This is a genomic window from Enterococcus pingfangensis, from assembly GCF_005405205.1.
Lineage (GTDB): Bacteria > Bacillota > Bacilli > Lactobacillales > Enterococcaceae > Enterococcus_A > Enterococcus_A pingfangensis.
Genome location: NZ_BJDP01000011.1, coordinates 24,795 through 37,894 on the forward strand (window position 1 = coordinate 24,795; position 13,100 = coordinate 37,894).

At 40.1% G+C, this 13,100-nt stretch carries 15 protein-coding genes; 3 read left to right on the top strand and 12 right to left on the bottom strand.

The annotated features are described in order from the left end of the window. Positions 1–255 precede the first annotated feature (255 nt). The 6 genes from FFM63_RS07785 to FFM63_RS07815 all read right to left on the bottom strand — a co-directional run bounded on the left by FFM63_RS07785 (position 256) and on the right by FFM63_RS07815 (position 6,017). The gene (locus FFM63_RS07785; RefSeq protein ID WP_137609740.1) at positions 256–975 is read right to left on the bottom strand and encodes a helix-turn-helix domain-containing protein; all 720 of its coding nucleotides are present in this window, start codon (positions 973–975) and stop codon (positions 256–258) included. 289 nt (positions 976–1,264) lie between these two features. After that, positions 1,265–2,572, bottom strand: a complete 1,308-nt coding sequence (locus tag FFM63_RS07790; protein WP_137609741.1) for an NCS2 family permease — start codon at positions 2,570–2,572, stop codon at positions 1,265–1,267. A gap of 236 nt (positions 2,573–2,808) precedes the next feature. Further along, positions 2,809–3,492: a deoxyribose-phosphate aldolase gene (deoC, locus tag FFM63_RS07795; RefSeq protein ID WP_137609742.1), complete on the bottom strand. Its 684-nt coding sequence runs from the start codon at positions 3,490–3,492 to the stop codon at positions 2,809–2,811. A 270-nt stretch (positions 3,493–3,762) separates the two neighbouring features. After that, complete coding sequence (locus FFM63_RS07805; RefSeq protein WP_137609744.1) at positions 3,763–4,062, bottom strand: rhodanese-like domain-containing protein; 300 nt, start codon at positions 4,060–4,062, stop codon at positions 3,763–3,765. After that, positions 4,055–5,704 carry an FAD-dependent oxidoreductase gene (locus FFM63_RS07810; RefSeq protein ID WP_137609745.1) on the bottom strand — a complete coding sequence of 550 codons (1,650 nt, stop codon included), beginning with the start codon at positions 5,702–5,704 and terminating at the stop codon, positions 4,055–4,057. The genes FFM63_RS07805 and FFM63_RS07810 overlap by 8 nt, the downstream gene beginning before the upstream one ends. A 1-nt stretch (position 5,705) precedes the next feature. Beyond that, complete coding sequence (locus FFM63_RS07815) at positions 5,706–6,017, bottom strand: rhodanese-like domain-containing protein (protein WP_137609746.1); 312 nt, start codon at positions 6,015–6,017, stop codon at positions 5,706–5,708. A 174-nt stretch (positions 6,018–6,191) separates the two neighbouring features. On the opposite strand from FFM63_RS07815, the gene FFM63_RS07820 reads away from it, so the two are divergent. From FFM63_RS07820 to FFM63_RS07830, 3 genes are read left to right on the top strand one after another with little or no spacing between them, the layout of a single operon-like run. After that, a complete protein-coding gene (locus FFM63_RS07820) occupies positions 6,192–6,452 on the top strand; it encodes a metal-sensitive transcriptional regulator (protein ID WP_137609747.1) in 261 nt (86 codons plus the stop codon). A 9-nt stretch (positions 6,453–6,461) separates the two neighbouring features. Continuing rightward, positions 6,462–6,776, top strand: a complete 315-nt coding sequence (locus tag FFM63_RS07825; RefSeq protein ID WP_137609748.1) for a DsrE family protein — start codon at positions 6,462–6,464, stop codon at positions 6,774–6,776. A 55-nt stretch (positions 6,777–6,831) separates the two neighbouring features. Next, entirely contained in the window at positions 6,832–7,452 is a 621-nt protein-coding gene (locus tag FFM63_RS07830; RefSeq protein WP_137609749.1) for a GyrI-like domain-containing protein, read from the top strand. Positions 7,453–7,490: 38 nt separating this feature from the next. Here the strand turns inward: FFM63_RS07830 and FFM63_RS07835 are convergent, their stop codons facing one another. From FFM63_RS07835 to FFM63_RS07860, 6 genes are all read right to left on the bottom strand, one after another. Beyond that, complete coding sequence (locus FFM63_RS07835; RefSeq protein WP_137609750.1) at positions 7,491–8,564, bottom strand: hypothetical protein; 1,074 nt, start codon at positions 8,562–8,564, stop codon at positions 7,491–7,493. A gap of 15 nt (positions 8,565–8,579) precedes the next feature. After that, positions 8,580–8,843, bottom strand: coding sequence for an rRNA processing protein (locus FFM63_RS07840; protein ID WP_137609751.1), 264 nt, complete (start codon positions 8,841–8,843; stop codon positions 8,580–8,582). A 146-nt stretch (positions 8,844–8,989) separates the two neighbouring features. Next, the gene (locus FFM63_RS07845) at positions 8,990–10,192 is read right to left on the bottom strand and encodes an MFS transporter (RefSeq protein ID WP_137609752.1); all 1,203 of its coding nucleotides are present in this window, start codon (positions 10,190–10,192) and stop codon (positions 8,990–8,992) included. A gap of 255 nt (positions 10,193–10,447) precedes the next feature. Continuing rightward, the gene (locus tag FFM63_RS07850; protein WP_137609753.1) at positions 10,448–10,897 is read right to left on the bottom strand and encodes a VOC family protein; all 450 of its coding nucleotides are present in this window, start codon (positions 10,895–10,897) and stop codon (positions 10,448–10,450) included. A gap of 243 nt (positions 10,898–11,140) precedes the next feature. Continuing rightward, entirely contained in the window at positions 11,141–11,617 is a 477-nt protein-coding gene (locus FFM63_RS07855) for a rhodanese-like domain-containing protein (RefSeq protein ID WP_137609754.1), read from the bottom strand. A 444-nt stretch (positions 11,618–12,061) separates the two neighbouring features. Next, positions 12,062–12,988, bottom strand: coding sequence for an FAD:protein FMN transferase (locus FFM63_RS07860; protein WP_137609755.1), 927 nt, complete (start codon positions 12,986–12,988; stop codon positions 12,062–12,064). Positions 12,989–13,100: the final 112 nt, after the last annotated feature.

A 13,100-nucleotide genomic window follows, 5' to 3' on the forward strand; every position in this document is an offset into this window, starting at 1 on the left:
CACTCCTTGATTTCGCTTATAATTAGTAGTAACGCTGAATTTTCGACTCCGTGATTTTAAACAATCCTTAAACTCTGCTCGCACGATTCACCGGCTAGTCATCAAAATAATCCGTTTTTTGCTAGCAACCTCCTTAGAAATACAGCTAAAAAAAAGTTGTGACAAAAATCTTGTCACAACCTCATATAAAGCTTGAGTGCTTTATCAAAAAAAGCTCAAATATATAGAAACAATCTTATTTTTAAACTTGAATCCCTATATATTTATTAAAGATTGGCACGGGATAGCTTCTTGCTCAACAAGGTCGTTTTCCAAATAATCGAAAAACTTTTTATTTAAGCGATAACCTTGGCCCCAGACAGTTTGGATCGCTTCATCCCCAAACTCATTTTCCAATTTCTCGTTAACTTTGGAAACAACTTTTGAAAGGCTCGCTAAAACGGATTTTGTCGGTGCTTTTTCCCAAATCTGCTGACTGATTTCTTCCCGCGGAACTGTACGTTCGCCGGCTTGGATCAAATAATAAACGATTTCTTTTTGCTTTAATTTCAAGCTCAGTTCAGATAATTTTTGTTTGACCGCAACTTGCTGCACATGTGCGGCATCTTTATTCGCTAAACTAGTCAGTTCAGCAACCAATAAAATTTCCCGCAGCTGCCCAAGACTTGAATCTAGTGGGATCCATGCATCAAAAGGAGCACAAGGGATTTCGTCACACTTGCTTTCTGTTGAGCGGCGGAAAAACTTGATATTCTCTTGAGATAGTTGTTTCATTATTTCTTGCGTTTCCATATCATAAAGCGTCTCACTAAAAATGATCCCTTCAAACTGATTGAGAAAATTCTTATCACAAGCACCTTTTTTTAACGCCGTCATTATATTACTGGAACAATAAACTTCATTTCCTAATTGCTTCAATTGCCGTTCAAAATTTTCTTCATACAACGGAACCTTAGTCAAAAGCAGTAATTGCACGCATTTATCCTCCTTCATAGTCCTACATCACAACAATTTTCTGATTTATGTTGCCTCCTACTAATAGATTCCTCCTATTATCAAAATCAATTATAAATAAAATTTCATCTATTAAAACAAAAACATACGGGTCAGTTATAATATAAAATTATTTTTAAATCAATTTACGATACAACTTCTTAAAAACACATGATAAAATCTTTAATATCACGGAAAAATTATTTTATCCAATAATAAAAAAAGCTGCCCATCTTCTATTGAAAATGAACAGCTGGCCACTCAAGATTTATTATACATTCAAGATCCACATAAAGCCGATAAAGACGAAGAACAGTCCATACATGATCGGTGAAACTTCTTTTCCGCGTTTAGCAGCAACCATCGTGATCGGATAAAAGATAAAACCTAGTGCAATTCCGTCCGAAATACTATAGGTCAACGGCATACCGATCAAAATTAAAAATGAAGGAATCGCGATTTCCAATTGATCCCATTTAATTTGACGCAATGATTGTGCCATTAATACACCAACTACGATCAAGGCAGGTGCCGTAACTTGTGAAGTAACAACTGATAACAACGGTGAGAAGAACAATCCAAAGATAAAGAATACTCCGGTAGTGATCGCGGTCAAACCAGAACGTCCGCCAACTGCGATTCCAGCTGAAGATTCTACATAAGCACCAACTGGTGATGTCCCAAATAATGAGCCAGCCAACATCGCCGTAGAATCAGAAGCCAACGCTTTTCCCACTCGCGGCATTTTATTGTCTTTCATGAAGCCGGCTTGATTGGCTAGTCCAACCAATGTCCCCGCAGTATCAAAGAAAGTCACTAATAAAAACGTTAGAACAACGACCCATAATTGTAGTGTATTGATATCTTTCACATGTTTTAACGCAACTAAGAAAGTTGGTTTCAAACTGGGAGCAGCGGAAATGATTTGTGTCGGCGCTTGGATCAGCCCAGTAACTAAACCTAATAAAGTCGTAGCGACCATCCCGATAAAAATTCCGCCCGGCACTCGCCGTACTAGCAAGATCGCGGTCACGATCAAACCAAAAACAGTCAGCCAAGTTGTTCCAGTCATTGAACCTAAACCGACTAAAGTCGATTTATCAGCGACGATGATGCCACCTTCACTCAAACCTAAAAACGCGATAAATAAACCAATCCCGCCAGATATCGCATATTTCAAATCGGCTGGGATCGCATCGATGATCATTTCGCGTAATTTAAAAATAGTAATCACAATAAAAATCAGCGATGCTACAAATACTCCAGCTAAAGCTGTTTCCCAACGAATACCCATCCCGATACAAACCGAATAGGCAAAAAAGGCATTGATCCCTAATGCGGGTGCCGTCGCAATCGGATAGCGCGCCAATACGCCCATCAGGACACAACCTAATGCACTAGCTAATGCGGTGGCAGTAAAGACGGCTCCTTCATCCATTCCTGAGGCACCTAGTACGCTAGGATTTACAAAAAGAATGTACGCCATTGAAATAAATGTAGTGAAGCCTGCCAGAATTTCTCTTTTTACTGTTGTGTTTAATTTATCAAGTTCAAAATAGGAATTTATTTTCCCTTTCATGATACTCCCCCTATAATCTAAAATGTTCGTAAAATAATAGCATTTTTTCCAAACAACGAGGATAATCATATAATAAACACGATAATAAGTAAACAATAATATACAAACTTAGTGAAACACGAACATTAATCTGAAGAGCTAATAGCGTTAAAAACCTTGGATCAATTTAAATCACATTCTTGCTAAAGTTTTTTCTTCAAACCAACTGAATAGTTTAAAAGAAAACAACCTCTCATTTACGATAGTTTTTGCAGTTTCTTGTACTCTTCTACTATTTTGATTCCAGAACTGGTTCCTAAGCGTTCCGCTCCTGCTTCGATCATCTTCAGTGCTGTAGCCAAATCACGAATGCCGCCGGCTGCTTTGACTTTCACCTCATCGTCTACGATTTTTTTCATCAACGCGACATCTTCAACTGTGGCACCGCCTGTCCCAAAGCCAGTCGAAGTTTTAACAAAATCAGGTTTTACTTCCTTGGCGATTTCGCAAACAGTGATCTTTTCTTCATCCGTTAAATAGCAGTTTTCTAAAATGACTTTGCTAATGATTCCATTTTCGCGCGAAACATTCACGATTGCTTTCATCTCTTCACGAATATAGTCCTGATCGCCATCTTTCAATTTACCGATATTGATGACATAGTCGATTTCATCCGCACCATTTTCGATAGCATCTTTGACTTCAAACACTTTTGTTGCGATCGTCGTCTGGCCTAAAGGAAATCCAATGGCAGCACCTACGTGAACCGGACTGTCTTTCAAAAATTTCCGACACAGCGCGACGGGATAAGAATTGATTGCTACCATTTTGAATCCATAATCATCCGCTTCTTTGCAAAGACGTTCAAATCCTTCTTTTGTCGCATCAGCTTTTAATAATGTGTGATCCACCATATTTGCTAATTTTTTTAATTCAATCATGTCCACACTTCCTTTTTTATTGATACCTTTATAGTAACATTTTTTATTTTTTTGCTGCTTAAACAAAAATCGACTGTTTCTGCCTTTAGCAAAAAAAGTGGACGTAACAAAAATCTTGTCACACCCACTTTTTCCAAATAAACGATGCGAAGTAGCTTCAAGAAATAAGCCAACCGTTCACAAAAATTCGAGCAGTGATTTTCGTAAATTCCTTCTTATTTTTTTGCAACTGCTACTTCTGTTGCAACTTCTTTCAAACACAACTGACTATCAGCGGCTTAATTCTCCCGGCCAAGCGGCGGTTCCGCCTAAAACGTTGATGACGTTATAGCCTTGGCTGGCTAAAAAGCTACAGGCATTTTCTGAACGAGCACCCGATTGGCAGACTAGATAAAACTCTTTTTCAGTATCGAGCTCAAGCTTATCCGCACCCAACCGGCTCAAAGGAAGATTTGTTGCATGAGGAATATGTCCCATTTGGTATTCATAAGCTTCACGCACATCGATGATCGCTACCATTTTTTGCTTAGTTAACTGATAAAAGTCGGCCATCGTGATCGAACTATTCATACAAAAGCTCCTCCGGTCTGACTGTTTTGTATAAGGCGAAGGCGCCGTCTAAATTTTTTACGTGGAAACCATTTTGTTTTAAGATACGTTCAGCAACATAACTTCTCAAACCGCTATGACAGCTGACCAAATACTCTTGGTTCGGATCCAATTCAGTGATTCTTTCACGTAGTTGATTGAGCGGAAGATTGATCGCATCTGGAAACCGTCCTTGAGCTAACTCGCCAGGATTACGAACATCTAATAATTGGCTGCCTTTTTTCTGTTCTTCTTTTAATTGATGCCACTGGATCGATTCGCTGATGCCTTCTGCTAAATTGATCGCCGCATACCCTAGCATATTGACTGGATCTTTAGCAGAACCGAACGGTGGCGCATAAGTAAATTCCAATTCAGGCAAATCAAAAATCGTCAACCCGCCTTTGATCGCTGTCGCTAAAATATCGATTCGTTTGTCTACACCTTCTGCCCCGACACCTTGAGCACCAAAAATCGTTCCTTGTTCCGGATCAAAAACTAATTTTAACGTCAGTTCACTTGCTCCAGGATAATACCCCGCGTGACTTTTTCCAGCAATATGAACGACTTGATAATTTAAACCTAATTGTTTGACTGCGCGTTCGCTCAATCCAGTCGCAGCCGCGACTAAATCAAAGACACGTACGATCGCTGTCCCGATACTTCCGCGATTCGTTCGTTTCAGTCCGGAAATGACATCCGCAACTTGCCGACCTTGACGATTCGCTGGTGAAGCCAACGCAATCAACGCATCTTCGCCGCTGACTTGCTGCTTAACGACGATCGCATCACCCACTGCAAAAATATCCGGCTCACTCGTTCGATATTGTTCATCTACTACGATCCCGCCGCCTAAACCGGTTGCTAATCCAGCTTGTTTAGCGAGCATATTTTCCGGACGGACACCGACAGAAAGGAGTGTTAAATCAGAGTACACTTCTTCTCCATTCGTCAATTTGATACGCTTGCCTTGTTCGCTGAAACTTTGAGCAGATTCGCCAGTGATCACTCGAACGCCTTTTTTGATCAATTCATTTTGAACAAAGGCGGCCATTTCTTCATCCAATGGCGGTAAAACATGCGGCGCTTTTTCAATCACCGTTACTTCTAAGCCACGGGCTTTTAAATTTTCAGCCATCTCAAGACCAATAAATCCTGCACCGATCACCGTTGCCTTGGCGGGTTTATTTTCTAAAGCTTGCATGATCTGATCCAAATCCGGAACATTCCGCAAGCTGTAAACATTCTCTGCCTCCGCTAGCCCTGTCATTTCTGGAATCAACGGTTTTGCCCCAGGTGATAAAATCAATTTGTCATAACTTTCTTCAAAAATTCCTTGTTCATTTTTGACTGTTACGGTTTTCTTTTCCGGTGAAATACTTGTAACTTCGTGGAAAGGACGGACGTCAAGCGCAAAACGGGCTTTTAAAGATGCCGGCGTTTGAACTAACAACGCTTCGCGCTCAGCAATCTCGCCAGAAACATAATATGGCAAGCCACAATTAGCAAAAGAAACAAAGGGTCCTTTTTCTAATACGACGATCTCAGCATCTTCCATCAAGCGTCGTAATCGCGTAGCTGCTGACATTCCGCCTGCAACACCGCCTACAATAACGATTTTCATTTTATTTTCCTCCTTTGACCGGGCCCTGCCATTGATTCATTCCGCCACGTACATTGATCACGTCATAGCCTTTTTCTTTTAAGATCTTCGCGGCCTTTTTACTGTTTACTCCGGCTGTACAAATCACATAAAGTTCCTTTTCTTTGCCTCGATACTCAGCAATTTTATTAAACGGCTGATTTATTGCCTTGGCAATATGCCCTTTACGGTATTCTTCAGGCTTTCGAACATCTAATAAAGTAATTGGATCATTTAGTTTTCCAGCTAGTTCTTCGGTAGAAATAGATGGGATCTTTTGAAATAAGTTGAACATGCTTTACACTCCTTTTGATTATCTAAAATACCTATCAGGGTATTTTTATCATAAAAAATAAATCCCTGTCAATTGTTCTGTTTGCAATTAATTATAACAAAAAGCGCGCCACTTGACGAAACATACCCTGACTAGGTATATTCTTCATAAATCGATCTAAAGGAGTCACTATCAATGGTTATTGAAGAGAAAAAAATTCTTAATCGTTTGAAACGAACAGAAGGACAAATTCGCGGAGTCCAAAAAATGATTGAAGACGAAAAAGAATGTATCGACGTTATCACTCAATTAAGTGCAGTCCGTTCCAGCATCGATCGAGTAATGGGAATGATCGTGGCAGACAATTTAAAAAACTGTTTTGAACATCCTGCGGAAAATCCTGCGGAACAGGCAAAAAAATTAGAACAAGCAATCAACATGATCATTAAGAAATAAGGTGCAGAAATGAATGTTGTTTTCCATATTGATGAATTAGAAAAATGGTCCGAGACAGCCAATAATGTCAAAAACTTATTGAAAGAACCTCACGAAATAACTATTATTGTTTTAGTTAACGGAAAAGCGATTAATGGTTATTTGGCGCCTGAGAATCAGGCATTTATCGCAATGGACCGGGTAACTTTTCACGCTTGCGGCAATGCGCTGCGGGCAAACCAAATCCCACAAGCACAATTACCCAAAAACGTTGTTGTCGTACCATCTGGCGTCTTAGACTTGATTGAATTGCAAGCAGCAGGGTATGCTTATATCAAACCATAAACAGTCCAATCAAAACGTTGGCCCCAAAAATTTAGTTTCAATTAGGAGCATACAGATGAAATATGAATGGCGCAAAGCCGAAAAGCAAATCTATTTGCCAAAAAAAATCGAGATCCAAACGATCCCAAATTATAAGTTCATTTCGTTATCCGGTCATGGCGATCCAAATAACGAACACTTTAGCGAACGAGTCAGTGCGCTTTATATTTTGTCCTATGCTTTGCGGATGAAACTCAAAAAAGGCGAACTAGGCGAGCCGTTTGAATACACAGTTTATCCTTTAGAAGGCGTTTGGACTTCTGAAAAAGATCCTGGTGATGGTCCCCTTAATAAAGATGAGCTGATCTATCAAATCATGATCCGCCAGCCAGATCGTCTGACAAAAGAAGATTTCTTAGCGGTGATTGAACCAGCTTTCAAAAAAAAGCAAAATCCCTATATCAAACAAGCTGATTTTGTCGAATATGAAGAAGGTCGTGTCATCCAAACGACTCATCTCGGTCCTTACGACGATGAAGCCGCAACTTTTGCTAAAATGCATGAGTTTATGGCAAAAGAACAGTTGCAATCAACTACTACGATGGGCCAATACATCCATCGAGAGATCTATCTTTCAGATCCGCGAAAAATCGAACCGGCTAAACAGAAAACCGTTTTACGTTATAAGCTCAAATAAAAATACCGACTGCCAGAAACTGATGGCAGTCGGTATTTTTATTTTTTCTGTTTGCGCTGGATCGCTTTTTTGATACCTACGCGATAAACCTTAGGAATCGCCAGGAAAAAATTTTGTGTAAACTGGTATTGTTGATATTTCTCGATAATAAACGCTGCTAATTCTTCGTTGCCATATTTTTTCTGATGAAAAAGTTTAAAGCTGTGGATCTTGCGCTCCGCTTTATTTTTTTTCAACACCAGCAAGAAAGAAAGCAGATCATCAAAGTAGCGTTGCTTAGCCGCTTGGTATGTTTCAGTCCCATAGCGTTCCAACTGAATAAAATCAGTCAGCTTGCGCTCCCAGAATTTTTGCTCCACATAGATTGGCGCTTGGATATCTTGGTGAAAGTCCTCTAAATAGGCTTCAAAAACTTTTTTATCTGCTAAAAAGTTTCTTTCATTCCCCTCAAAAACTTCACGATCGACTTGATTGATCTCCGTAACGATGCTCAAGTAGTCACCGATGAATAACGGCATTTGGGCCGCACGGAAGTGCACAGCTCGTTCCGCCAATTGATGGTTCAAAGCAAGTGGTCGGCGCAACGTATTATTCCGATAATAAGCAAACACGTAACGCTGCCATAAGTCTTCGGGAAATGAGAACCCCTGCTTACTCAACCACAGCAGTTCATCTAACGCCAAATCTACATGCGCGACGCCTTTTTTGATCTCTTCAGCCACTTGCTGGGAGATCCCTAAATGATCTTTAAAATGTTGGATGCCTAACCGAATTTCTTGCTGTTTGATTTTTGATTCGATCACGAATTGATATTTCAGCGGGCGCCCGCAAGCACATTTCAATTGACTATGAACACCTCGTTCGAATTCGTCATCAATATTCAAAGCCACGAATTCCCAATCGGATGCCTGCAAATATTGTTTTTGCAAAAATAACGAACGGACTTCATATTTTCTTTGCTGATTGACCAGCTGTTGTTGCGAGACAGTCAATTCTTCAAATAAAGCTTTGCGTTCTGCACCTGAATACGTCACATGACATTCCGTTGGATAGTCGTCTAATCCGTAACTTCGCGGATACCAATATTCATAAATCTCTAAACTATTATTCATAAATTAACTCATTTCTTATTTCTTTGGATCAAATTTATCTTCAAGCTCTTGGATGATCTTTTTTGCTTCTTCTTTCAGCGAAGGATGTGCCTCTTCTTTTTCCACCGAATTTGAGCCAGAGCGGGCGACTTCTTTAGGTTCACTGGAATTACTGCCAGCTAACGCTTCCGACTTGTTTTCTGTTTCACTGGAGTTTGTGCCAGCTAAAGCGACATCTTCTTCTGTTTTTGGTGCCATTGAACCACGCAAACGGCGATCTTTTTCATTATGATTTGTCATTTGTCCCACTCCTTCGATTGATAATTTCTTATACTGCAGTTTTGTTCTCAACTAGTTAAGCAAACTGTATGACTTCTTTTTTTATTTTACCCGATCACTGATCAGAAAGCCAAAGACAGCCATTAAAACCTTCGCTGCACAATTGATCAGCTCGTTTTTTCTACTGATAACCAGACGATCAATGTCCCAGCAATCGAGATCACTGTTCCAATCAACAACATTGCAGAAACCGATAAAAGACTCAGCATCTGACCGCCGACAAAAGAACCGACGATACCGCCAAACGTATTGGCTGTCGCCATCAAAGTCTGGCCTTTGACTAAATCTTTTTGCGGAATGATTTGATTCGTATAATAGACCGAAGCCATTGTGTGGAGCGCAAATCCGACCATTTGCAAACTCTGTGCCACATTGATCAAAAAAATATTGCCAGCAAATAAAATCAATACCGCTTTGACTGAGAAAAAGAAAGCGGCGATCCGCAGCAATGAATGGATTCTGAACCGGCGCAGCAGCCAAGAAAAGAAAAACATCGTCGGCAGCTCGCACAGCGCCGCAATCGATAAAGAAGAACCCACATTGACTTCTGTTCCGCCTAATGGTTGTACGATTTGGAACATGTAGCTGTTGATGATCGTATGAAAAACAAATAACAAAGAAACGCCAACTAACAAAAACATAAAGCGTTTATATTGTTTAGAAAATGCGAATAATCCGATCGGTTCTTCCTGCGTTGCTTGGAGATGTTTTGTTCCTAACGAGTCTGAATATTTACCACTATGCTGCCGAGTATCGATCATTACTGTCATAATTGTGAAAAATAAAAAAATACCGATCAATAAATACAAAATGATCGTTGATGAAAAACGTTCGATCAACAAGCCGGTTACCGCCGTTGCAGCTGCGAACGCCAATGATCCTAGACCGCGTGCCACGCCAAAATTTAAGCCATAGCCGCGACTGATAAAAAAAGTCCCGATAGCTATTGTCATCGGCTGCAAAAGGACGAGGCAAGCATACAATAAAACATAGATAAACGCCACGACCAAAAGAACTTTTGGGACTACTAGCAAAATACTTGAAAACAGCACTAACAGTACCGCCATCCCTGCCGTCAACTGCGACAGATGGATTCGTACCATTCGATCAGCAAATGATGCTAAAAAAGGTTGCAGGATCGCCGCCAATACGTTTGCCAACGATAGGATCATCCCTATTTGGCCATTCGTAAAATCTCGTGACAGCAAAAAAACCGAAGTGAAAGTCCCCAACACCGAATAACCCATCCAATAAGGAACTTGCATGCTGATATATTGCAGATTCAGTTTGATTTGATTTGCTTTTTCCATACACCCTCCTCTAAGAAATATTCTCCCTCCATTATACCCGATAGTAAAAGTGAAAACGATCGGTCTTAGCAAAAGTCTGCCGAACAGATTGCGATAATCTTATGTTAGAAAAACTGATTCGAAGATCGAGGGCACCTTTCAAAAAATTTTTAGGACCAATTTCTTTTCTGCAATCAATTTTTAAGGGAGTTGATTACACTTTTTGAGGCTAAAAAAATCCCACACTACTTTAAATGTAATGTGAGATCATTTTTTCTAAAATTGTGACCAAGGTTGGGCATGCAGCATCCAGTTGATTCCATATTTATCTTTGAATTGCCCAAGTTTTCCGCCCCAAAATTGATCTTCATAAGGCAAAACGATCGTAACTTCATTTGATTCTGTCAGTCTTTCGTAGAAAGCATCTGCCGCTGTCATACTTTCAGTATCTTCGCTGTTTACACTGATCATCAAAGAAATTTTATCTGTTGCGCTTGTGTCTGCGCCAAATGAATCACCTGCTTGGATCTCTACTCCTAATACATTGAAAGTTGCGTGGACCGTAACTGTGTCCAAATCCGTACTTTCAGGGATTCCCATTTGACCCGCTTGTTCTGCTGTCGGTGATAGACGATGAATATCTGTTGCTCCAAAAACCTCTTCATAATACGCTAGCGCTTCTTTCGCATTGTCATATGCGATAGAAGGAAATAACCGTGTTTCCATGTGCGTTCGCTCCTTTAGATTTTTTTCGTGGTGTCTTATTAAACCTGAAATCTAACTAAAATGCAACTGTTTTCATTCGCTTATCCCTTAAATTTTGGAAGATTTTACTTAGCCGGCAAACGAAGAGCGCAAGACTTCCTCCCAACTAAAAAAAGACTTTTAAAATTTTACAGTTTGTTCTAAAAAAAAAAAATATGACTGCTAATAAAAAAAGGTGTGACTTTTTGTCACACCCAAAATGGATTACTCGGTTACCCAAAGTTTTTGATCGTCTTTATAAGGCCATTTTTTCGCGCCATTTTCAACGATAAATAGCCGTGATTCATCCACACCTTCATCGATCAGCAGTGAAATTGTCCGTTTAGCACCGCCGCCGCCGCCAGGGCAGACAACATAGATTGGATTGTCGCCTTCTTTAAATTGATCAGCATTATCAACAACTAGTTTTTCTAATTTTTCCGTATCAACTGGATAGGCCGGTACACTGATTGAGTTTGGCAAATGACCTTTGGCATAATCTGCTTCTGGTTGAATATCAATGATTTGATAGTCAGCCGGATCATCATTTTCCAAAACCGTTTTCATCTTCTCAGGGGCGATCATTTGCCAATCGATATCCGCTTCCGCGCGATCTTCTTTGGCTTCATTTTTTTGACAGCCCGTTAATACTACTGCAAACATTGCTAAAACAATCACTAATAATCCGCTCATTCTTTTCATTTACTAAATCCTTCTTCCGTTAATTTTTAGTTGGCGCATTGACTTGATGAGTTCACGTGTTCTTCTATCCGCATTTTGCCGCACAAAAAAATAAACAGCTTTCGTAGGTGCCGTTCAAAAAATTTAAATTCATTTTTCGTACTTTGAGAGAAAGAAGGCCGCCGGAACTCGCTTAGAGACTCTAAGCAAAATTTTGCTTCATAGTCATAGTCGTTTTGACACTTCTTTCACCTCCAGACCCTTTGTAAAGGTTTTCTCAAAGTAAAGTATATCGAAAGAAATAGTCTTTTTCAATAACAATTAATGTTCCATTTGATTACTATGATAGTTTAATTATCCGTTAAAATAGCGAATAAAAATAATATCTATAAAAAAACCGTGATATTTTTCATCACGGTTGTTTAACTATATTTTTTTATTAAATAATTCCTAGTCGCTTATTGATCAGATCTCGATCCTGCCTTTCAACCCTTCACTATAGGCCAAGCGCTGATCGGTAGTGATGATAATCCCGTCAATTCCTTTCCGCTGATTCAATTCTGCTAAAACTTCCTGCGCTGATTTAGCAAATAAGCGCGTCGTCCAAATTTCTCCGGTCAACGATTCTTTTGAAACGATCGTTAAGCTGGCTAGATCTGTTTGAATCGGATAACCTGTCTTGCTGTCAAAAATATGGTGATAGCTTTGTCCTTGCCATTCGAATTTACGTTCATAAATTCCGGAAGTCACCACGGATTCGTCTCGCGTTTTGACAACAGCGACATAGTTTCCCCGCGGCAAAAATGGATTTTGAATCCCGATCCGCCAATGACCATCTGCTCGCTGCGGTGCTGGTCCATAAGTCAGTACGTTACCGCCCAGATCGATAAACGCCGCTTTTGCTCCGCTAGCTTTAAAATCAGCGATAATCTTATCCGCAAAATAACCTTTCGCCAACGCGCCAAGATCCAGTAACATTCCAGGTCGCGATAAAAAAACGGTTTGATTCAATTCATCCAGCTGGATAGCCGTTGGGTCGATCATAGTCAGTTTTTCTTGGATTTTTTCCGGTGATGGATACTTCGCGTCAACAAACCCTACCCGCCACTCTTGAATCAACGGACCGATAGCGATATTTAATGAGCTATCTGAAACTAAGCTCTGTTTTTTGCCAATCTTAATCAACTCAAAAAGTTCTGCATCTACTTTGACTGGAGCGATCCCGGCCTGATGATTGACTACCATCAGTTCTGAGTCTGCCGCGTTAGCGCTGAACCGCTGCTCAAAATCTCGCAGATGTTCTTCGGCAGTGTCCAACATTTTTTCCGCTTGTGGATGATCAATCCAAAGTTTGATGACGGTCCCCATTAAATGTATTGTTCTCTCACTCATTTCTACGTCCCTTTCTTGCTCTCTTTCTAGCTTAATAGATTATTCGCTCGAACAAAAGAATTATTTCTGAATTTATTTTGAAACCAGTAATGCAATCGCTTATACTTCTAGG